Here is a 20,126-nt window from a genome sequence, read left to right as displayed (position 1 = left end):
GCTATCATAATCTAGAATGTGACAAGGAGGACACCCTATGAGTGTGATTGAACGTCTGGCTGAAAAAGTAGCTAGGCAAGAAGAAAAGGTCTCACGTGAGACGGAGAAATTGGAACACTATCGTGACCAACTACAAACAGCTATGTATAGTACCTTTATCAAACGGCAACAATCTAGTCAGTTGTCATTTCATGAAGCACTAGAGCAAGCCTTTGGTAAAGCAACCACATTACACCCAGATTACAGAAATGAGGATACAGAATGAGTAAAACATGGAATTTTGATCAGCCACTAGATGATGTGAAACCAACATCGTCCCATGAAGAAAGAGCTAAAATCGCAGCACTTTTCCATAAACAGGATGAAAAACTAATTGAAGAAGTAGATTATGTGGCTGCTTTTGAACAGCAACAAAAGGAGTCAGAATCTAAAGATATACAGACGCCCGAATCAAAAGTTAAACAAAGTCAGCCGAAGAAAGTAAATATCACAAGTGACTATAAACAACACTTGGCAGATACCATTGCACAAAACAACAAGGATATTTCAGCCTGTCAGAAGCAAATTGAAGAACTTCATCAATTGATTGATGAAAAGAAAATCCAAAATAAAAAGTTACAGGCTATTTCAGTAGCCATTGATGATTTATAAGCCAGGTAGTCCTATGCGGGCTACCTTTTTACAATTTAAGGAGAAGATAATGAAATTCTTTCAAAAGAAAACACAGCATCAAGACCGTTTTAAACGACTGATTCATCGATTATCAGAGATGTCCGATACTGAACTAACCAAAGTAGAACAACTCCTAGATGTGGTCTTTGATCCAAGTTTCAAGTCTAGTGAGAGAGTAGAAATATCTCGGAACATTTTAACCACTGAGGAACAAAGTCTTGATAAGTCGATTCAGGAAGCGAAAAATAAACTGAATACTGAGCAGTTAGAGAAGCGAATAGAGCAGTTTAAGCAATCGAAGAAACCTAAAAACGGATAACGCACCATATTTGGTGCGTTATCCGTTTTTTATGGTATAATGAAAGCAAATATAAGGAGGTCTTTATCTATGATTGGAGACAATATTAAATCACTACGCCGAACACACGATTTAACACAACCAGAATTTGCGAAAATGGTCGGGATTTCACGCAATAGCCTGAGTCGCTACGAAAATGGAACCAGCACCGTTTCAACAGAACTCATTGACCGCATTTGTCAGAAATTTAACGTTTCTTATGTCGATATTGTAGGAGAGGACAAGATGCTAACACCTGTTGAAGATTACCAACTGACTTTAAAAATAGAAGTGATAAAAGAACGTGGAGCAGCCATTTTATCACAGCTTTATAGATACCAGGATAGTCAAGATATTGCTTTTGATGATGAAACAAATCCTTGGATTCTCATGAGTGATGATTTGGCTGAATTGATTCATACGAAAATTTACCTTGTCGATACTTTCGATGAAATAGAGCGTTACAATGGCTATTTAGACGGTATTGAGCGGATGTTAGACATGGTGCATCATCGGGTGGTGGCTTAATGAGATTGGAAGAATTTAATGAGGTAGAGTTTCAGAAGGCCTTACAGCGAACCATTCGGGCTTTAACTCGAGGAAAGACGATTCCAGATCAACCGAAAGCCATTTTACTTGGAGGTCAGAGCGGAGCAGGTAAGACAACGATACATCGTATCAAGCAAAAAGAATTTCAAGGCAATATCATTATCATCGATGGTGACAGCTACCGTTCTCAGCATCCCAATTACTTGGCACTGCAAGAAAAGTATGGCAAGGACAGCGTGGACTATACCAAGGGATTTGCAGGAAAAATGGTAGAGCATCTGGTTGACGAACTCAGCACGCAAGGCTACCATTTGCTGATTGAAGGGACTTTGCGTACCACTCAAGTTCCTCGTCAGACTGCTCAATTACTCCGTTCTAAAGGTTATCAAGTTTCTTTAGCTGTCATTGGTACTAAACCAGAGCTTTCTTATCTCAGCACCTTGATTCGTTACGAAGAGCTTTATGCCATCGATCCCAATCAGGCCAGAGCAACACCAAAAGAACACCATGATGGGATTGTAGAGAATTTGGTTGATAACCTAAAGGAGCTCGAAAGAGATAGACTCTTTGACCAGATTCAGATTTATCAAAGAGATAGGACTTGTATCTGTGATTCTGAAACTGATAAAGATTCCGCAGCAGAAGTTCTTCAAGACTGCCTCTTCGGAAAATGGAGCAAGGTTGAGAAGGAGATGTTGAAGGTGGGACAAGAACGGTTGAGGGATATGCAAAAGTTGAAATAGATTTATGACATTACTTAAGTAGTTACCAGTTTAATTGGAGGTCACATTTATGTCAATATATCACTTTTATCAAGGAAAAGATGAAAACGAAGGACTAGATTTAGAGCAACAAAAACAAAATATTTCTAGTTTTATCAAAGCACAATTTTCCGCTGAAAATTTGGTATTTTTTATTGGTTCAGGTTGTTCTGTACCAGCAATTCCTCTTATGTCACAGACTATGAAAACAATAATTGGAAAACATGGAGATATATTATTTGTAATAAAACAATATTTGGATACGAAGAACGTCAACTTATTAATAAATAGTCTTGATGATAAAGAGACTATTAAGGGAGAGATTGTACGATTATGTGAAAGCCATAGTTTGGAAACAATTGCAGATTTATATAATCATATTATTAAGAGCCAACTGTGTGATAAGGAAGAGTTGTTAGAGATTTATGAAAATTTTTGTAGTTCTTTCTCCGATATAGAATCTCTTTTAAACTGGATACAGAATGGTTTAAACTTTAGTCCAAATAACGAACAGTTATTAAATGCTTTTCGAATTTTAAAAGATGAATTTATAGCTTCCATTCCTAAATTAGATTCGGACTCATATAAAGGAGATGTTTTTAAAACTTACGCTGATTTCTATAAATTTGTTTTTTCAAATCGTACTGAAGAAAGTTCAAAAATTTCAGTTTTCACAACGAATTATGACCTTTTTAATGAATATAGTTTAGAAGCTAACAATATAGTCTATACAACAGGTTTCCCCTCTACTTTAGCTAAGAGATTTGATATAAATCAATTTAAATATAGGCTAGTAGATGATACTAACAGATATAAAGACAAATGGCAACCGGTCTTTAAAGAAGCAAATTTATATAAGATTCACGGTTCGATAAATTGGATTAGTGGAGAAGATGGATTTTTATATCAGTCAAATTCTACAGTAACAGATGATGATGTCGTGGTTATTTATCCTACCATGTTGAAACACAAAGAGACAGCTCAGGCTCCCTATTCTGAATTATTTAGAGAATTTTCGAACTGTTTGCAAAAGAAAAATACAACTTTGATTGTTATGGGATATGGTTTTCCAGATGAGCACATTAATACAATTATTTCACAAAATTTAAAGAATCAAGATTTCAATCTAATAATTTTTGGAAATAAAAATGAAAGTAAGTTAAACGATTTTTATGAAGAATTTAAAAATAGAGATTTACATCTAATTGGTGGACAATTTGATAATAAAAGTGCTCACCACTTCAATGTGATATCGGAAGAATTCTTGAATTATCAGAAACAAGTTTTGAGTGATGTAGAAGAGGATAATAATGAATAGTATTGGAAAGGTCGTTAGTGTCTCTTATGATAGATTGATTTTTGAAGTGAGTGACTTTGAAAAATTAAATTATAATTTCAAAGGGCAAATTTATCTTGCTAAAGGTGTTATTGATTATGTAACAATAAAAAATCGTTTTGACGAAAGATTTATTTATCAGGTTGTAAAAGTTTCCGATAAAGAACTCCCATTATCGACTGATGAATCCGCAAAGTTTAGTTATTCAGGAAACTTTGAATGTGTTCCGATTGGTATGATAAAGAATAATTTTGTTGAGTTTAATTTAAAGAAGTATCCATTTTTGCAAGATAAAGTTTATTTAACAACTCTTGAAGAATTTAATATAATTTTCAATGAGGATAAACTCAAAAATAGTATTTCACTTGGCTTGATTGAAGAAAGATATATTGCTAAAATTGATCCTAATAAACTGTTGACACATCATGGTGCTATATTAGGTAACACAGGTTCAGGAAAGTCTACTACTGTACGTAAAATTATTTCAGAAATAAATAAGATGAACTCGGATAATTTAAGATTACATATTTTTGATGTTCATGACGAATATGGTCGACTACCAGATGTTGAAGTTATTAATGTCTTGGAAGACTATGGTATAAATATATTGAGTTTGGAACATCAAGATTGGTTGAACTTGGTTAAACCTTCAGAATTAGTTCAACTACCTGTTATTGAGATGGCTTTAAAAATTGCTAATTGTTTGTTGACAGAAACTATAGATGAATCTTGGTTGAAATGTTTCATAGCTTATAATCTTTATACTAATCAGCAAACTGATGCAGTGACGAAAAGGACTAAAATTATCGGTATTTTAAATGGTACAGGTATAGACACTTCAAAGTATAGTTCTCAGTTTGGGAACTTTTCTCCAGTAGATGAAAAAAAGTTTCTAGTTGATTTGCTAGAAGCTACAAACGGAGAAGTTGAGTATAGCTATTTAAGTCCCAAATTAGAAAAAGCAAACTATAAAGTTGATAGCTTTGAAAATTTACTTATGGCTTTAAATTATGTATTTCTTCTCGAAGAAAGTAAAGGCAATAGCCAAGCACGTGCATATTCAGGCACTCTTGAAACTCGAATAAAAAATATACAGACACGATATTCTAAACTTTTTGAAAACGAGGAAAAGTCTTTTGATTCAAATACAGTCGTATATTCGGTAGCTGAAATGGACGATGATTTACTTTTATTCTTTACAACCTACGTCTTAAAGAAAGAATTTTCTATGAATAAAAGTATAGCTCTAAGGCAAAGAGCGGTAAATGTATTTATTTTGGAGGAAGCACACCGTTATATATCGAAAATAAAAGAGAATAGCCAATTTCATGAAGTAGAAGTATTTAAGAAGATTGCACGAGAAGGGAGAAAGTTTGGGTGTTTCTTATTGCTATCTAGTCAGAGGCCTAGTGAACTTTCATCAACAGTTTTATCACAGTGTAACAACTATATTATTCATCGAATTAAAAATAATGTTGATTTAGAATATCTTCTACAAACAATCCCATACATAAATAAAAACCAATTATCTAGATTTTCTTATTTACCAACTGGAACAGCTTTTCTTGTGGGAGAGTTGTTCCCGATACCAGTTGAAGTAGAAGTTTTTGAAGAATCCTATTCAAATGCGACTACTACTCCACAAGTAATTTTTAGATGAGAAAATGTGATTTTACGAGAGAGCTTCGGCTCTCTTTTTTTACTAACCCTCATTTTTCATGTTGTGATACCTTTTCCAAATCACCTCTATTATCATAATATCATTCCTAAGAAAATCAATCCTTGATTTTTCACTGGGGGTTTGGGGGCGGAGCTACCAAGTTATCTTATCGTTAGCTGTCAAAACTGGAAAGTTCTGGTCAGCTGGCGATATGATTTTTGGGATATTGTGGACACAATATCTGAGCTCGCAAAGACCTGAAAGGAAGATAGTATGCAGGGCTGTGTCTAATACGAGGGCGGGGATATACCGATATTAAAGAATGAGGAGGATACAGGATGGGAAATCTAGTTAGAGAGATACGTAAGGAAGTCAATTTCTCAATAGAAGAGTATCAACAGATACAAAATTTTATGGAACAGGAGGGATATGAACAATTTTCCCCTTTTGCTAGAGGTAAATTATTGAAAATAGACCACCAATCATCTCAGCAGCTTGAAGAATGGATAAAATATTTACAGCACCAAAAAGTAGAACAGATTTACCGAGATGTATTTGAAATACTTGTTCTGGCAAAGTTGTCTCAATCCGTTACAATGGAACATCTTGAAATTATTTTGACTTGTGTCAAAGACTTGATGAAGGAGATTGAGATAACTATTCCATTAAGCCATTCATTCAAAGACAAGTACATGAGGTAAGCAATTATGGAAAATCGTTATCGAACCAATTTGAAAAAGGTGTATTTGAGTGATCAAGAATTAACTATCCTCAACAAAAATCTTGCTCAGAGTCAGTGTCCAAGCTTTTCTCATTATGCCAGAAAAACCTTACTCGATCCTGGTATGAATTTTATCACAATCGATACAAGAGGATTTCAAGACCTGATTTTTGAAATTCGTAGGATTGGAAATAATATAAACCAGATTGCACGTGCGGTAAATCAAAGCCATCTTTTAAGTCTTCAACAAGTAAAAGAATTGCAGCTCAGCATAGCTGAGTTAGAAAAACAGTTGCAACAAGATTTTGACATCAAGTGTCAACGATTGAGAGAATTCTATGGTTATCACTAAGCATTATGCTGTTCATGGGAAAAAATACCGACGTCAATTAATTAAGTATATTCTTGAACCTAAGAAAACCAGAAATTTATCGTTGATTTCAGATTTTGGAATGAGTAATTATCTTGATTTTCCAGACTATATGGAATTGGTAAAGATGTATCAAAACAATTTTCTTTCAAATGACCAACTCTACGATTCACGGTTTGATAGACAAGAGAAAAAGCAACAGAAAATACATGCTCATCATATTATTCAGTCTTTCTCACCTGAAGATAAATTAAGCCCAGAGGAAATCAATCGTATTGGCTATGAAACGATAAAAGAGTTGACAGGTGGTCGCTATAAATTCATTGTTGCCACTCATGTTGATCAGGACCATTGTCATAATCACATTATTATCAACTCAATCGACTGCCAATCTCAAAAAAAGTTGAAGTGGGACTACGCTCTTGAAAGAAATTTACAAATGATTTCGGATAGAATTTCTAAAGTAGCTGGTGCAAAAATTATTCCCCCTAAACGCTATTCTCATAGGGATTACGAGGTCTATCGTCGTTCTAATCACAAATACGAATTGAAACAGCGGTTATTTTTTCTAATGGAACATTCAATTGACTTCAATGATTTTATGCAAAAAGCAGAATACTTGAATGTCAAAATAGATTTCTCAAGGAAACATAGTCGATTTTTCATGACAGATAGAGATATGAAGCAAGTTATCCGAGGAGATAAGCTGAATAAGAGAGAACCCTATTCAAAAGAATTTTTCCAACATTACTTTGCTAAGAGAAATATTGAACAGAGTTTAGAATTTTTGTTGCCAAGATCCAACTCATTTGATGATTTAGTTGAGAAAGCTCGGTTACTGGGAATAGAATTGAAGAGCAAGATAAAAACGATAGATTTTGTTCTTACTGATGGAAAAAGCTGCATTTCCATTCCAAATAAGTCATTAAGTAAGAAAAATCTTTATGACACTACGTATTTTGAGACCTACTTCAAGGAACATGATTTGGTTGAAGTGCTTCAAAATAGTGAAGTAAAAACGGAATTTGAAAAATTTGAGATGCAACAGTATTCAGACGTATTGACTGTAGAAGAAATAACCGAAGCTTATGAAACGTATAAGACTAAGAGAGACGCTGTACATGAGTTTGAAGTTGAGATTGCTGAAGAGCAAGTTGAAAAGATGGTTTCAGAAGGGCTTTTCATTAAAGTTTGGATGGGGATTGGACAAGAAGGACTAATCTTCATTCCAAATCATCAACTAAATATCTTAGAACAAAAAAATAATAAACAGTATCAGGTGTTTATTCGAGAAACATCTTCTTATTTTATTTATCATAAAGATGACTCAGAAAAGAATCGATTTATGAAAGGAAGGGACTTGATTCGCCAACTAACGTTTGACAATAAGTCTTTACCTTATAAGAGACGAATAAGTCTGGTCAGCCTTCAACAAAAAATTGAAGAAATCAATTTATTGATGACACTGAACACTCAAAACAAATCCTTTCTAGAATTAAAAGATGAATTGGTTGGAGAAATCGCACAGTTAGATATTGAATTGACAAATCTTCAAGAAAAAACCGCCACCTTAAACAAGATGGCAGAAGTAGTTGTTAACCTACAAAGTGAGAATCAAGATACCAAGCAATTAGCTAAGTATGAATGTTCCAAGATGAATTTATCGCAGGATGTAACGATTGGACTTATTGAATTCGAAATTGCTCTTTTTCAAAATCAGATGGACAGCAAAATTGAAAAATATGAAAACCTAGTAATCAATTTGGAAACACTAATAAAGATGATATCTGGGCGACATAATTGCATTGACAAGAAAGAAAATACGAAATCTATTTGAATTGAGTTCATAGCTACAAAAATAAAAATCTATGTGGGGAAAAGCTGAGGAAATAAAATATAAAACAACTCATAAACTTATTTTAAGTTTTTGAGTTGTTTTTAGCTTTTTGTATCATAAACACCCCTTGCCCAATTAAGATAGTGAGCACACTTAGTCCAAGAGCGTAGGTCAAAAATAGTTTACTTTCATGGCTATCTGCTTGTCCAAACTGTTTTAACATCATAGTTTGGAGAAAGAATAGTGCAAATAATGAATTAGTGAAACTTATCTGTTTACTAGATTTTTCTCGAGGAGATGGATTTTTTCTATAACGAAACAGACTAGAAAAAGAATTAATAAAATTGATGAATGTGATTAGTGCAGTAAGATAAACTAACAAAGGAAAAGCTGAATTAACCTTGTCCATCCCTTTTGTAACAAAATAGAATATTGATAAAAATACTCCTGATGAAAAGAGGATGAAAACTCCCACTCTGCCATAGTTATTCCAATCTTCTTCCTCGACTTCTTTACAGAAGCGTTTTCCAATTAAAAATTTGACACAGGCAAAAGTTAAATGATAAAAAGCAAATATCAAATACCAAACTGAATGATGAAGGTACCCCGAAATCAGGGATAATAATACATAGACAGCATTATAGAATGTCCCAATTAAAAGTGAGACACGGCTGGTCAAATATGTATTTTGAATAAGAGATACACTATTAACTAGTCTTCGAACAACTTGTACTAGTAGAAGTACGTCAATAACAGCAACTATGCCTGATAAAACACTAGCAAGAATGTTAAATAGACTTCTATCTGGAAGGATTTTAGTGATAACTAAAGCGCCAGAGATGAGCATACAAACATTGGCTAGTAAAAAGTACTGCCAATAATCTTTAACGAACTGTAACTGTTTATCAATTTTTTCCAAAATGATGCTCCTAAAATACAATTTCATGAATGATGCGAATAATGTCATCGACATCGTCTAAACAATCACTTAGCACCCAATCATTTATTATTGCTCGTAGACCGACTACGTAAAAGCGCGCAGTTAATTCTATTTGCCTAGAATCTTTTATGCCTTTGAATTTAAGTTTTTTTGAAAATGTCTTTTCCATGTGGTATGAAAACGTTTCTTCTTTTTTAAAATCCCGAGACCTTCCTAGATAGATACGATATAACTTTCTATGTTTTTTGATAAAGAGGAGATATGGCTTTAAATAATAAGTATCCAAAATACTATCTATATCTGAAGTTTGTTGTAGTTTCGTTTGCTCTAACTCATATTCCTCATCGAAAAGTCTAGAAATTCCTTGTAAAGCATCCTCTAAAAGTTCATATTGATGATTATAGTAGGAATAAAATGTTGAACGATGAACGCTAGCTTCTTTACAAATCTTGCTTACTGAAATTTGATCAAGTTCTTGTTGGTCTAATAATTTAATTAGGGCTTGTTGCAATCTTAATGGTGCTTTATTTTCCATAGTTCACTCCAAATTTTGATTAATTATAACAAAATCCAACACTTTTTTCAAAACTTGTCGTGTTGCCAGGTGTTACACTAGCGTATAATAGCTACCATAATCGAAAGGAGCTCACAATGACAAAATCACAAAACTTTTATCTAAAAGATACCATACAGAGCAAAAATATTTTTGTTGGAAAATATACCTACTTTGCTAAGGAGAATATTCATGAGGACTTTGAACGTGACTATGTTCTATATAACAAAGAAGGGCGATCAAATTTAATCATTGGAAATTTTACTAGTATTGCAAACGGAGTAGAATTTATTATGCCTTCAGCAAATCACTCTATGACATCCTTTTCAACCTATCCATTTATGTTAGTTAAAAACGAATGGGCTGATAAAACCAGTATGACTGTGAAGGATTTACCAGAAAAAGGAGATACTATAGTGGGCCATGATGTTTGGATTGGTCGAAATGCAACGATTTTACCTGGAGTGACTATCGGAAATGGTGCAGTTATTGGTAGTAATGCTGTTGTTTCGAAAGATGTTCCAGACTATGCGATTGTGGCAGGAAATCCTGTGCATATGATTCGCTATCGATTTCCTTCCGACACGATTACATTTCTAAACGAGCTAGAATGGTGGCACTTTTCTGATGCTCAATTAGATCAGGCAGTTCCATACCTAACTAATCTAAACCTAGAAAAATCAAAACAAGCCTTACTAAATATTAAAAACAATCAATAATTTCCTTTAATAAATACTATATCCGACACTTTTGCATCATCTTGTCGTTCTAATCTATTATTTAAAGAATTATACTATACATATCAAATAAAGAAAGCGAGTTTATCTCATGTTATCTATTGTTTTATCTGGTCTTTTCGGTCTTATCATGTCATCTGCTATTACCTTTGCTGCTTCAAAACTCAGCGATAAGGTAACCTTGGCACACTGGATTGTTAATCCTCTCCTAGGTGTTTTAGGAGCTATTGCTGCTAACTATCTTCTAGGTGGACAGTACGGACCCGTTATTTGGGGGCAAACCATCCTACCAATGCTTGCCGGTTCAATTGTCCTTCCAGGTGTTGGAAGTTGTACGATTAATTTCATTAATAAAAAACTCTAAGCAGGTTTCACCTGCTAACTCATGACAGAAAAAGATGTTCGGCTTATAATAAAGGTGAACAATACAAATCCGTGGTTTATAATAGGGCTTTGCCTAGCCTGTATAAAAAACTGGATGAATAAGAGTCATGAGTTAACTCGAATATGCCTTGAGCGTGAAAATAAAATTACAAGAAGCCTCTTATTCCATTGTTCAAAATGAGAATAGGAGGTTTTTCGTATGGAAGTCATGATTGAAACTTGTTGTGGCATCGATGTTCACCAAAAATCCATCGTTTGTTGTATCTTAGATGGTCCACTAGATAGCAATAAACCTAAGAAAATTCAGAAGAAATTTGGTACAACGACTGTAGCCCTTCAAAATGCTTTAACATGGTTAGAGGAAAACCATGTGACCCATGTTTTCTTTGAATCCACTGGTCAGTACTGGGTGCCACTCTTTAATATTCTCTCTGACTCTGATTTAACCTTGGTTCTAGCTAACCCTCAACACATCAAGAATGTGCCGGGTCGAAAAACAGACATGAAAGACGCTGAATGGATTGCTCAATTAGGGCGTTGTGGGCTCATTGCCCCCTCTTATATTCCAAGTCCAGAGGTTATGCAGTTACGTTTACTCACTCGTCGCCTACGTTCTTATAAGCAACGTCAAACACAAGTCAAAAACGAAATTCATAATCTCTTTCAACGGGCTAATATTAAACTTACCAGTTATCTTTCTGATATCTTCTCTAAGACAGGACAAGCCCTTTTAACGCTCTTTATTAACGGGGAAGTCATTGACTGTGATAGCGTTACTTCTTGTATTCATAGGCGTACCAAAGCAAGTCCTCAAGAATTAGTTGAGGCCATGAATGGGAAGTTATCACTGGAAGACCGCTTTCTCTTGAATCAGAGCTTAGAAGAGTATCGAATGTATCAAGAACTTATGGATAGATTGACTAGCGAAATTCAGACTTATATCTCAAAGGAGTTTCCCTGAAGAAAACAGATTACTTCAAACGATTCCTGGTGTGAGTGAAATCTGTGCAGCTACTGTTTTAGCTGAGATTGGACCAACTGTCGAAGCTTTGGAAACAGATGGGCACTTAGCTTCTTGGGCGGGAATTTGCCCTGGTTCGTATGAAAGTGCTGGGATTAAAAAATCCTCGCATATCAGGCAAGGAAATCACTATATCAAACAGGCACTGACCATGTCTGAGTTGATTGCGGCACACTCTAAAGACCCAGCTTTTTCATCCCTTTACAACCGAATTTCCCAAAGAGGAAGCAAGATGAAGGCTGTTATTGCTTGTGCTCATAAAATTCTCAGAATCATTTACAAATTACTCGCTACTCACCAGCCCTACCAAAAAGAAAAGGCGTTAGGACTGAGGCAACAATTCTAACACCAAAACTGAAAAATTTCAATTACAGTATAGCACAGGAAGTGATTTTTTGCGCTTTTTTACTGTATTTTTTTCAAATAAAATAAATATCAAAACTAAATAACATCAAAATATACTTGTGTTCAATTTTGAACCAAACAGTACTATCTTTTAAGTATTAGTTTGTTTTTTTTTGTGAGCACGAGTTTAATATGTTTAAGCATAATAGTTGCAAATTCAATATTATCTGATAAACTTGTTCTTGTATTTGATACATGAACAGAGAGGAGAATCTTATGATGGATACAAAATTTTCTGTTGCCCTTCACATTCTTACTATGATTAGTGAGAGCAAGGAAGTCCTCAGCTCACAAGCCTTAGCAGATAGTGTCGGCACCAATGCCAGCTACATTCGTAAGGTGATTGCACTCTTAAAAAATGCAGGGCTCATCACTTCGCAGCAGGGGCGATCAGGATACCAGTTAAGCAAGTCGCCAAAAGAGATGACTCTTTTGGAAATCTTTTTTGCGACACAGGAAGTAGAACATATCAATCTCTTTCAAATTCACCAAAATGCCAATCAGGCCTGTCCAGTTGGTCAGCACATTGAAAATGCCATGTCCCCTATTTTTTCCAAAGTTGAAGAACAACTTGAAAAAGAACTAGGGCAAGAAACCTTGGATAATGTCATTATCAATCTCTACCAATCAGCTAATCAAAAATGCATCTGACCAAGTGTCAGATTTTCTAAGAATAAACATTGACTTGTATCAGATACAAGTCTTCAAATAAAAGGAGTAAACCATGAAAGCAGCACAACACACATCTTATAACAAAAACAATATCGTACTTAACCTAACTGACATTGCTAAACCTCAAATCAAACCCAATCAAGTCCTTGTCAAAGTGACCGCGGCAGGTGTCAATCCTCTAGACAACATGATTTCTCGTGGAGATGTTAAGATGATTGTCCCTTACAAATTGCCACAAACAGCGGGCAATGAGGTCGTTGGCTTGGTTGAGGAGGTCGGCTCAAGTGTGACTAATTTTGCAGTTGGTGACCGTGTCTTTGGTCGTCTTCCCCTCGACAATATCGGTGCCTTTGCCGAGTATGTAGCAGTTGAGGCTACAGCCCTTGCCAAAGTTCCTGCCTATCTGACAGATGTGGAAGCAGCGGCCGTTCCCCTGACGGCCCTGACCATTATGCAGGCTCTTAACCTCATGGGTGCAGAAGCTGGCAAGACCATCTTCATCTCAGGCGGGACAGGCGGTGTCGGCGGTATGGCTATTCCCCTTGCTAAAGCCAAGGGCTTGACAGTCATTACCAATGGTGATGGAGCAAATGCAGAGCGGGTATTGGCGCTAGGGGCTGACCAGTTTATCGACTATAAGACAGAAGATTATACTAAAACCCTCTCCCAAATCGACTATGTCTTGGACACGCTTGGCGGTGTAGAAACTGAAAAACAAATGTCGATTATGAAAAAAGGCGGTCAGCTGGTTTCCCTCCGTGCCATGCCAAATGGCGACTTTGCTAAACGCATGAATCTGCCAAAATGGAAGCAAATCCTGCTTGGTTTGGTTGGTCGTAAGTTTGATAAAATGGCGGAAAGCTACGGCGTACACTATCATTTCATCTTCGTAGAAAGCAATGGGCAACAGCTACAAGAGGTGGCAGATATTTTCAGCAAGCTCGAAATCAAACCGTCAATCGACACCGTTTACCCATTTGAAGAAGTCAATGCAGCCTTGGACAAGGTCGCCAATGGTCGCTCACGTGGAAAAACTGTTCTCAGTTTTTAAAAATAGGAGTAGTTATGTCTTATATCACAAGCAAAAATCAATACATCACTGTCGCTGGCAACCAGATTGCCTATCGTGAACTAGGCAAGGGCAAGTCAAAATTTCCATTGGTCATGCTGGTTCACCTAGCCGCGACCTTGGACAACTGGGATCCAAAATTGCTGGATTTGCTGGCTGAAAAGCACCATGTGATTGTCCTAGACCTTCCTGGCGTAGGAGCTAGTCAGGGCAAGGTGGCTCCGACTATTCCAGGAATGGCTGAGCAGGCTGTTTCTATTATCAAAGCTTTGGGTCATGAGAAAATCAATTTGCTGGGTCTATCTATGGGTGGCTTTATTGCTCAAGAAATCGTTCGTCTGGATAGTCAGCTGGTTAACCGTTTGATTTTAGCAGGTACAGGTCCTCGTGGTGGTTTTGAAGTCGATAAGGTAACTGGAAAAACCTTCCGCTATATGCTGAAGGCTGGTTTGGAGCGTGTGGATCCAAAACGCTACATCTTCTACAATCATGATGAGGCAGGTCGTTTGGAGGCAGAAAAAGTCTTGGGTCGTATGGGGCAAAGAAGTTCTGCACATGCAGACAAGGACATGAATGTCCCAGGATTTTTGACACAGCTCAAAGCTATCAAACGCTGGGGAAGAGAGCCTCAAGATGATATGACCTTTATCACCCAACCAACTTTGATCGTCAATGGTGATAAGGATATGCAGGTTCCAACAGAAAATTCTTACACCATGCATGAGAAAATCAAAAATAGCCAACTGATCATCTATCCAAATGCAGGTCACGGCTCTATCTTCCAAAATGCAGAGGATTTTTCGAAAGCCTTACTAGCCTTTTTGGAGGAAAGCAATGCCTAAAACTATTTTAGTCACAGGATCGACAGACGGAATCGGCAAACACCTAGCCATGAAACTAGCTAGTGAAGGTCATGAAGTGATCTTGCACGGGCGAAATAGCGAAAAGCTCCGTGTAGCCCTCAGTGATATTCAACTAAAAACAGGAAATAAAAAGATTCACGCCTATCTGGCAGACTTTTCCAAGTTAGCAGATGTCTATCGTTTCAGCCAAGAAATTAAACAAGATTTTGAGCAGATTGATGTCTTGTTAAACAATGCGGGTGCTTACTTTGGAGATGCTCGCGTGGCAACGTCAGAAAATATCGAGATGACCTTTATGCTGTCTGTCCAAGTTCCTTATATCTTGACGACGGAGTTGCTGCCCTTGCTGGAAAAAGCACCATCAGGCAGGGTCATTCATACCTCTTCCTTCATGCACCATTTTGCACAAACCAGCGACTTGGATTTTGGTTTAGAGCAGAGCTATTCTGCAGCCAAGGCTTACAATAATGCCAAGCTATACACCATTTGGCTGGCCATTGCTCAGGCAGAGGCCTTAGAAAAGCAAGGTTCATCTGTGACCGTCAATGCCTACCATCCTGGCTTGATTGCGACAAATTTGGGCAATGATGGGGTCAAACGCAACCTGAGAAGTCGAATTCTTACCAGTCTGATGAAACCATTTTCCAAGGATTTGGACCAGGGGATTGAAACGGGTTACTACTTAAGCTTGTTACCAGAGGTGGCTGGAGTATCAGGTCGTTATTTTGCGGAGAAAAGGTTGGCTAAGGTCAGCTTAAAAGGATTTGATTTGGCAAAGAGCCAAGCCTTACTAGCCTATCTTGATAAGAAAATTCAAATATTCAAGGAGAGCTACGGTGACTAAGATTTTGTTAGAAAACCTCCAACTGCCCAATGGTCAGGTCTTAGACAATCGCTTTTTCAAATCCGCCATGAGCGAAACCATGGCAGATAGTCAGGGAGCTCCTTCAGGTGACCTGATTGCCTTATATGATTTTTGGGCCAAACAGGGAATGGGAGTCCTAGTGACAGGTAATGTCATGGTGGACGGCCGCTACCTTGGTGAGCCGGGCAATGTGGTCCTTGATGCAGACGAGCATCTGGCTCGATTTCGGAAATGGGCAGCCGTTGGGAAAAAGAACGGTGTGCCTATCTGGCTCCAGCTCAATCACCCTGGCAAACAGATGTATCGGTCGATCAATCAAACTCCGATTTCACCCAGTGCCATTCCGATTTCTGGAGGCTCAGCTTCGGCCTTTCGTCCACCGAGAGAAATGACTGTGTTTGACATCAAAGAAACCAGAGATAAATTTATTGCAGCAGGCCTTCGGGCAAAAGCAGCAGGATTTACAGGTGTACAGTTACACGCTGCACGTGGTTACTTGATCAATCAATTCCTCTCACCAGCAGATAATCAGCGGACGGACCGCTATGGTGGCAGTCTGGACAATCGTATGCGATTCTTGGTGGAAGTCTATCAAGGTCTGCGTGAAAAAGTGGGACCGGATTTTACCATCGCCTTGAAATTGAATGCTTCTGATTTTAAGGAAGAGGGCTTTGGTTTTGAAGATTGCAAGTATGTGGTGAAAACCATGTCGGACTTGGGTATCGACCTGATTGAAATTTCAGGTGGCAATTATGAGACACCTGTCTTTGGCAGTGAATATGAGAATGGTGCTGGATTTGTCACCTATGCCATTGCTCTAGCAGATTTGACTTCTGTTCCTATTGTTTCAACAGGCGGTTTCCGAAAAGTCACTCAGATGGAGGAGGCTATCAAGGATGGTGTGTCCATGATTGGCCTTGCCAGAGCCTTTGTCCTTCGTCCAAGTCTTGTCAATGATTACCGTCAAGTCGGTGATTTGCAACTGAGAACGCCTCGCCTGACAACAGGTCTTCCAAAACTGGATAAGGCTCTTGGTCCCATTATCGGTGTCAGTTATTACGAGGCCCAGATGAAGCGGTTAGCCAAGGAAAGAAGTGCTAAAATCAGTCACAATGCCTGGCCTTATCTTCTTCAGACCGTCAGAGCCCATGGCCTGTCTGCACTTAAACCGAGAAGAAAATAGCATAGACTATATAAGATGTGAGAGTCAATCTCAGATCTTTTTCTGTGCATTAGGATACGAAAAAACCAAGTCAGTTTTTGACTCGGTTGAATAGATAATGGTTAGGATTAAAGAACATTTTTTCCAACAATCAGTAATAATACAAACTATTCCACTCGGGATAATTCTAAGGTATAGGACTGAAAATCACTAGCTGCAAATGGAATATGAAGCCCAGAATGAACTAACTCAGCTCCTGAAAACTCTCTTCCAAATTGGTCAACATAGTTTGCATCTTGGTCGAGATAAGGAATCTTGAAAATAGCATGATGTTGGGAAACCTTGAAGACATTGTTGAAGGCAATGAATTGGTAATGAGATTTATCTTGGCTTTCAAAAAGCCAAGCTGTTTGATTGCTGGTAAAAGGGGATTTTAGGTGGTAGAAATTGCCGTATTTGACAAGGTGACGGGATTGCTTGTATTCGCTGATATGCTTTATTACTCGTTTCTCTTCTTCCTCAGAAAACTCAAGAAGATTTAGTTCATAACCCATATTGGTTGCGGACGCTAAATCCTGGCGAGTTTGAAGTGGAGTATGCCGCTGGGTTTGATGATTGGGAGTAACAGATACATGTCCTGTAATTTGATAAGGATGGAAGAGATAACTTGCTCCGTCTTGAATTGCTTGGCGGTCCAATCCATCTGTGTTATCGCTTGCCCAAGTCTGTGGGAAATAGTAGAGCATTCCGTAATCAAGTCGACCACCACCACTAGAACAATTTTCAATCAACAAGTCAGGAAAGCGTTTGGTAATACTGTCAATAATGCGATAGAGTCCTAGCATATAGCGATGGGCAAATTCCTTTGCACTGCCTAAAATAGTTATTTGACTTTCGTGTTCTACTAGATGTCTATTCATATCCCACTTGATATAATCAACTTGATAGGTTGAGATAAATTGCGATAGGCTGTCAATCAGCCAGTCCTGAACTTCTTTTTGGCTCACATCTAAACAATACTGATGACGACTATAGAGAGGAGCATGATTTTTTGAGCGGACAATCCAGTGAGGTTTTTCCTGAGCTAGGATACTTTGTTGAGAAATCATTTCTGGTTCAAACCAGATACCGAATTGCAAGCCTTGTTTATGACAAGCTTGAATGAGAGGGTGCAGGTCATCTGGAAATTTTTCCTTGTCAACCGTCCAATCACCGAGAGAAGAACGACTATTCTCTCTTCCAAGGAACCAACCATCGTCCAAAACGACAGCCTCGAATCCAAGTTGAGCAGCTTTGGAGATGAGTGATGACATCTTTTCATGATTGACATCGAAGTAAGTCATTTCCCAACTATTGACTAGGATTGGAGCATAGCGATTGGCGAATTGAGGTGGGACAAGATGGGCTCTCGTAAAGTGATGAAATACTTGCGACATTCCATTGAAACCAGAACGGCTATAAGCGAGGACGGCTTGAGGTGTTTGAAAACTATCATTTGGTTCGAGTTTCCAAGAGAAACTATCTGGATTTAGGCCAATTTGCAGGCGAACAAAGTCATACTGATTTCGCTCCACAGATTCAGCGTGTTCGCCACTATATATCAAGGTCATAGCTTTTACTTCCCCTGAGAAGTCATCTGTGTTGGCGTTTGAAATAGCAAGAAAAGGTGGGTACTGTGGACCACTAGCCCCTCTGCGTGTAGACAGAATGCTTCGTCCCGGCTGAATTACTTTCCTTTGCAATTGAAATTCAGCCTGATGTGAACCAGAAAAACTTGTTAGCACTTGATTATCGAAGGGAATATCAAAGGAAGCACTCATAAACTTATTGATTGTAACAGGATTTTTTCCTAGGTTAATTAGTTTGTAGGAACGGAGGATAATATCGTGCTGTTGAAAAACAGTGTAATAGTGTTCCAATATCAATTGGGCTTGTTCATCTACAAAAGTCACTTTCAAAGTTTGAGCAGGACTGTCCTGATTATTTCTAACGTGTGGCAATCCATCTAGCTCAGGTGTTCCCTCTATAATCTGATAGGATTGGAAATGAAAATGGACAATTTGAGAAAGATTAGCTAAAGTAACCTCAAGACTAGGTTCCATATAATCTCCCTGATACGGTAATGAAAACTCATGAGGATAGTATTCTAGTGATTCAGTTGGATTGTCAAAATCACTAAAGGCAGCAAATGTCTTTTTTTGATTCGGTGTCTGATTCCAAGCTTTAAAGTTGGAAATATGTGGACCCCAATAACGATGAAGTAAATGACTGTTCTGAAAGAGTTCGACAATATAAGTCATTCGGCTGTTTTGAATGTAGAAATAATTTGTTTTTGAATCAAATTGAATGTTTGTCATGCTGAAATTCCTTTCGATAATGGAGTGGGGAAAGTCCCGTTTCTTTTTTGAAAAATTTTGAGAAGGCTAGGCTATCTGAAAATCCGACCGATTGTGAAATATAGGAAACAGAGTCACGAGTTTCAAGAAGCAGTTCCTTAGCTTTTCGAATTCGTAAACTAGTCAGATAATTTTTGGGTGTCGTATTGGTTTCTTTTTTAAAAATAGTGGCGAGATAGTTGGGATGGACACCGACAAACTCTGCAACATCAGTCATTTGGATAGGGTCATGGTAGTGTAAATCCATAAAATGCCTAGCCAGTGTGGAAAGTTGCTGATTAGTGGACTGGTTCAAAATCCCGATTTCCTCTGTTAAGTCACCTAATAGGCTATACATCAGTCCGTTAATTTTTAGGAATGAACTAAAGGTATCACCTGAACTCTCAAGAATGGTTGCAATAATCTGTTCATATTGTTTGGCATTCCGACAATCATATACAAATCGGTGTCTTTCTGCGGCCTGATAAATAAAGTTTGACTTTATTCCTAAAAAACCAATCCAAGAATACCTCCAAGGTTCATCAGCATCGGCTGTGTACTTAAACCAATAACCTGCTGGAATAATAAATAGTTGATTAGCCTTTATGTCGTAGACTTTGTCTTCAATCTCAAAGGTTCCTTTTCCTTGACTGACAAAGGTAATAAGATGATAGTCACGACTTTTTAAACTATAGGAATAGTTTGGCAGACATTGCTCAATCCCGCCACTGTAGAGAATTAAGTCTGAGATATGTTTATTGCTAAAATCTGTAAATCGATCGGTGTATTGTTTGAGATAGTGTTCCATATTTACAGTATAGCGAAACAAGAAATAAA

At 37.4% G+C, this 20,126-nt stretch carries 23 protein-coding genes; 19 read left to right on the top strand and 4 right to left on the bottom strand.

The window, feature by feature from the left end:
* Window positions 1–37 precede the first annotated feature (37 nt).
* From CCC20_RS00890 to CCC20_RS00845, 10 genes are all read left to right on the top strand, one after another.
* The gene (locus tag CCC20_RS00890; protein WP_144356697.1) at window positions 38–265 is read left to right on the top strand and encodes a DUF5965 family protein; all 228 of its coding nucleotides are present in this window, start codon (window positions 38–40) and stop codon (window positions 263–265) included.
* A complete protein-coding gene (locus CCC20_RS00885) occupies window positions 262–651 on the top strand; it encodes a DUF5945 family protein (RefSeq protein ID WP_287178411.1) in 390 nt (129 codons plus the stop codon). The genes CCC20_RS00890 and CCC20_RS00885 overlap by 4 nt, the downstream gene beginning before the upstream one ends.
* A 49-nt stretch (window positions 652–700) precedes the next feature.
* Window positions 701–991 carry a hypothetical protein gene (locus CCC20_RS00880; RefSeq protein ID WP_285394270.1) on the top strand — a complete coding sequence of 97 codons (291 nt, stop codon included), beginning with the start codon at window positions 701–703 and terminating at the stop codon, window positions 989–991.
* Between the two features lie 69 nt (window positions 992–1,060).
* Complete coding sequence (gene pezA, locus CCC20_RS00875) at window positions 1,061–1,537, top strand: type II toxin-antitoxin system antitoxin PezA (RefSeq protein WP_285394271.1); 477 nt, start codon at window positions 1,061–1,063, stop codon at window positions 1,535–1,537.
* Window positions 1,537–2,301, top strand: a complete 765-nt coding sequence (pezT, locus tag CCC20_RS00870; RefSeq protein WP_285394272.1) for a type II toxin-antitoxin system toxin PezT — start codon at window positions 1,537–1,539, stop codon at window positions 2,299–2,301. The genes pezA and pezT overlap by 1 nt, the downstream gene beginning before the upstream one ends.
* A gap of 49 nt (window positions 2,302–2,350) precedes the next feature.
* Window positions 2,351–3,637, top strand: coding sequence for an SIR2 family protein (locus tag CCC20_RS00865; protein ID WP_285394273.1), 1,287 nt, complete (start codon window positions 2,351–2,353; stop codon window positions 3,635–3,637).
* The gene (locus tag CCC20_RS00860; protein ID WP_285394274.1) at window positions 3,630–5,315 is read left to right on the top strand and encodes an ATP-binding protein; all 1,686 of its coding nucleotides are present in this window, start codon (window positions 3,630–3,632) and stop codon (window positions 5,313–5,315) included. The genes CCC20_RS00865 and CCC20_RS00860 overlap by 8 nt, the downstream gene beginning before the upstream one ends.
* A gap of 338 nt (window positions 5,316–5,653) precedes the next feature.
* Window positions 5,654–6,016 carry an SAG1252 family conjugative relaxosome accessory protein gene (locus CCC20_RS00855; RefSeq protein WP_285394275.1) on the top strand — a complete coding sequence of 121 codons (363 nt, stop codon included), beginning with the start codon at window positions 5,654–5,656 and terminating at the stop codon, window positions 6,014–6,016.
* 6 nt (window positions 6,017–6,022) lie between these two features.
* Window positions 6,023–6,388: a plasmid mobilization relaxosome protein MobC gene (gene mobC / locus CCC20_RS00850; RefSeq protein WP_285394276.1), complete on the top strand. Its 366-nt coding sequence runs from the start codon at window positions 6,023–6,025 to the stop codon at window positions 6,386–6,388.
* Entirely contained in the window at window positions 6,375–8,243 is a 1,869-nt protein-coding gene (locus CCC20_RS00845) for an SAG1250 family conjugative relaxase (RefSeq protein ID WP_285394277.1), read from the top strand. Before mobC ends, CCC20_RS00845 begins: the two co-directional genes overlap by 14 nt.
* Before the next feature lie 82 nt (window positions 8,244–8,325).
* Here the strand turns inward: CCC20_RS00845 and CCC20_RS00840 are convergent, their stop codons facing one another.
* Together CCC20_RS00840 and CCC20_RS00835 are read right to left on the bottom strand one after the other, a co-directional pair.
* Window positions 8,326–9,162, bottom strand: coding sequence for a beta-carotene 15,15'-monooxygenase (locus CCC20_RS00840; RefSeq protein ID WP_285394278.1), 837 nt, complete (start codon window positions 9,160–9,162; stop codon window positions 8,326–8,328).
* Window positions 9,163–9,172: 10 nt separating this feature from the next.
* Complete coding sequence (locus tag CCC20_RS00835; RefSeq protein ID WP_285394279.1) at window positions 9,173–9,718, bottom strand: TetR/AcrR family transcriptional regulator; 546 nt, start codon at window positions 9,716–9,718, stop codon at window positions 9,173–9,175.
* Window positions 9,719–9,834: 116 nt separating this feature from the next.
* Here CCC20_RS00835 and CCC20_RS00830 point away from each other — a divergent pair, with 116 nt between their 5' ends.
* The 9 genes from CCC20_RS00830 to CCC20_RS00790 all read left to right on the top strand — a co-directional run bounded on the left by CCC20_RS00830 (window position 9,835) and on the right by CCC20_RS00790 (window position 16,935).
* Window positions 9,835–10,455 carry a CatB-related O-acetyltransferase gene (locus CCC20_RS00830; protein ID WP_287178395.1) on the top strand — a complete coding sequence of 207 codons (621 nt, stop codon included), beginning with the start codon at window positions 9,835–9,837 and terminating at the stop codon, window positions 10,453–10,455.
* 109 nt (window positions 10,456–10,564) lie between these two features.
* Entirely contained in the window at window positions 10,565–10,837 is a 273-nt protein-coding gene (locus CCC20_RS00825) for a hypothetical protein (RefSeq protein ID WP_285394281.1), read from the top strand.
* A 219-nt stretch (window positions 10,838–11,056) separates the two neighbouring features.
* A complete protein-coding gene (locus CCC20_RS00820; RefSeq protein WP_285394282.1) occupies window positions 11,057–11,818 on the top strand; it encodes an IS110 family RNA-guided transposase in 762 nt (253 codons plus the stop codon).
* Window positions 11,796–12,224, top strand: a complete 429-nt coding sequence (locus CCC20_RS00815) for a transposase (protein WP_285394536.1) — start codon at window positions 11,796–11,798, stop codon at window positions 12,222–12,224. Before CCC20_RS00820 ends, CCC20_RS00815 begins: the two co-directional genes overlap by 23 nt.
* 278 nt (window positions 12,225–12,502) lie before the next feature.
* Window positions 12,503–12,934, top strand: a complete 432-nt coding sequence (locus CCC20_RS00810) for an Rrf2 family transcriptional regulator (RefSeq protein WP_285394537.1) — start codon at window positions 12,503–12,505, stop codon at window positions 12,932–12,934.
* 73 nt (window positions 12,935–13,007) lie between these two features.
* Complete coding sequence (locus tag CCC20_RS00805; protein WP_285394283.1) at window positions 13,008–14,006, top strand: NADP-dependent oxidoreductase; 999 nt, start codon at window positions 13,008–13,010, stop codon at window positions 14,004–14,006.
* A 14-nt stretch (window positions 14,007–14,020) separates the two neighbouring features.
* Entirely contained in the window at window positions 14,021–14,866 is an 846-nt protein-coding gene (locus CCC20_RS00800; RefSeq protein WP_285394284.1) for an alpha/beta fold hydrolase, read from the top strand.
* On the top strand, window positions 14,859–15,731 hold the full coding sequence (locus tag CCC20_RS00795) for an SDR family NAD(P)-dependent oxidoreductase (RefSeq protein ID WP_287178387.1): 873 nt from the start codon (window positions 14,859–14,861) through the stop codon (window positions 15,729–15,731). Before CCC20_RS00800 ends, CCC20_RS00795 begins: the two co-directional genes overlap by 8 nt.
* Window positions 15,724–16,935, top strand: coding sequence for an NADH:flavin oxidoreductase/NADH oxidase family protein (locus CCC20_RS00790; RefSeq protein WP_285394285.1), 1,212 nt, complete (start codon window positions 15,724–15,726; stop codon window positions 16,933–16,935). Before CCC20_RS00795 ends, CCC20_RS00790 begins: the two co-directional genes overlap by 8 nt.
* Before the next feature lie 146 nt (window positions 16,936–17,081).
* Here the strand turns inward: CCC20_RS00790 and CCC20_RS00785 are convergent, their stop codons facing one another.
* Window positions 17,082–19,271, bottom strand: a complete 2,190-nt coding sequence (locus CCC20_RS00785) for an alpha-galactosidase (protein ID WP_285394286.1) — start codon at window positions 19,269–19,271, stop codon at window positions 17,082–17,084.
* Complete coding sequence (locus CCC20_RS00780) at window positions 19,252–20,097, bottom strand: AraC family transcriptional regulator (RefSeq protein ID WP_285394287.1); 846 nt, start codon at window positions 20,095–20,097, stop codon at window positions 19,252–19,254. Before CCC20_RS00780 ends, CCC20_RS00785 begins: the two co-directional genes overlap by 20 nt.
* Window positions 20,098–20,126: the final 29 nt, after the last annotated feature.

Origin of the sequence: Streptococcus sp. LMAG:39, assembly GCF_008680485.1 — a bacterium.
GTDB classification, from domain to species: domain Bacteria; phylum Bacillota; class Bacilli; order Lactobacillales; family Streptococcaceae; genus Streptococcus; species Streptococcus pasteurianus.
The sequence above is the reverse complement of the archived record's forward strand: the minus strand, read 5'-3'. Positions and strand labels throughout refer to the sequence as shown.

What these genes read in the sequence shown, in the direction of transcription:
- CCC20_RS00890 (WP_144356697.1), top strand. Translation starts at nt 38, where the DNA reads ATGAGTGTGATTGAACGTCTGGCTGAAAAAGTAGCTAGGCAAGAAGAA.
- CCC20_RS00885 (WP_287178411.1), top strand. Translation starts at nt 262, where the DNA reads ATGAGTAAAACATGGAATTTTGATCAGCCACTAGATGATGTGAAACCA.
- CCC20_RS00880 (WP_285394270.1), top strand. Translation starts at nt 701, where the DNA reads ATGAAATTCTTTCAAAAGAAAACACAGCATCAAGACCGTTTTAAACGA.
- pezA (WP_285394271.1), top strand. Translation starts at nt 1,061, where the DNA reads ATGATTGGAGACAATATTAAATCACTACGCCGAACACACGATTTAACA.
- pezT (WP_285394272.1), top strand. Translation starts at nt 1,537, where the DNA reads ATGAGATTGGAAGAATTTAATGAGGTAGAGTTTCAGAAGGCCTTACAG.
- CCC20_RS00865 (WP_285394273.1), top strand. Translation starts at nt 2,351, where the DNA reads ATGTCAATATATCACTTTTATCAAGGAAAAGATGAAAACGAAGGACTA.
- CCC20_RS00860 (WP_285394274.1), top strand. Translation starts at nt 3,630, where the DNA reads ATGAATAGTATTGGAAAGGTCGTTAGTGTCTCTTATGATAGATTGATT.
- CCC20_RS00855 (WP_285394275.1), top strand. Translation starts at nt 5,654, where the DNA reads ATGGGAAATCTAGTTAGAGAGATACGTAAGGAAGTCAATTTCTCAATA.
- mobC (WP_285394276.1), top strand. Translation starts at nt 6,023, where the DNA reads ATGGAAAATCGTTATCGAACCAATTTGAAAAAGGTGTATTTGAGTGAT.
- CCC20_RS00845 (WP_285394277.1), top strand. Translation starts at nt 6,375, where the DNA reads ATGGTTATCACTAAGCATTATGCTGTTCATGGGAAAAAATACCGACGT.
- CCC20_RS00835 (WP_285394279.1), bottom strand. Translation starts at nt 9,718, where the DNA reads ATGGAAAATAAAGCACCATTAAGATTGCAACAAGCCCTAATTAAATTA.
- CCC20_RS00830 (WP_287178395.1), top strand. Translation starts at nt 9,835, where the DNA reads ATGACAAAATCACAAAACTTTTATCTAAAAGATACCATACAGAGCAAA.
- CCC20_RS00825 (WP_285394281.1), top strand. Translation starts at nt 10,565, where the DNA reads ATGTTATCTATTGTTTTATCTGGTCTTTTCGGTCTTATCATGTCATCT.
- CCC20_RS00820 (WP_285394282.1), top strand. Translation starts at nt 11,057, where the DNA reads ATGGAAGTCATGATTGAAACTTGTTGTGGCATCGATGTTCACCAAAAA.
- CCC20_RS00810 (WP_285394537.1), top strand. Translation starts at nt 12,503, where the DNA reads ATGGATACAAAATTTTCTGTTGCCCTTCACATTCTTACTATGATTAGT.
- CCC20_RS00805 (WP_285394283.1), top strand. Translation starts at nt 13,008, where the DNA reads ATGAAAGCAGCACAACACACATCTTATAACAAAAACAATATCGTACTT.
- CCC20_RS00800 (WP_285394284.1), top strand. Translation starts at nt 14,021, where the DNA reads ATGTCTTATATCACAAGCAAAAATCAATACATCACTGTCGCTGGCAAC.
- CCC20_RS00795 (WP_287178387.1), top strand. Translation starts at nt 14,859, where the DNA reads ATGCCTAAAACTATTTTAGTCACAGGATCGACAGACGGAATCGGCAAA.
- CCC20_RS00785 (WP_285394286.1), bottom strand. Translation starts at nt 19,271, where the DNA reads ATGACAAACATTCAATTTGATTCAAAAACAAATTATTTCTACATTCAA.
- CCC20_RS00780 (WP_285394287.1), bottom strand. Translation starts at nt 20,097, where the DNA reads ATGGAACACTATCTCAAACAATACACCGATCGATTTACAGATTTTAGC.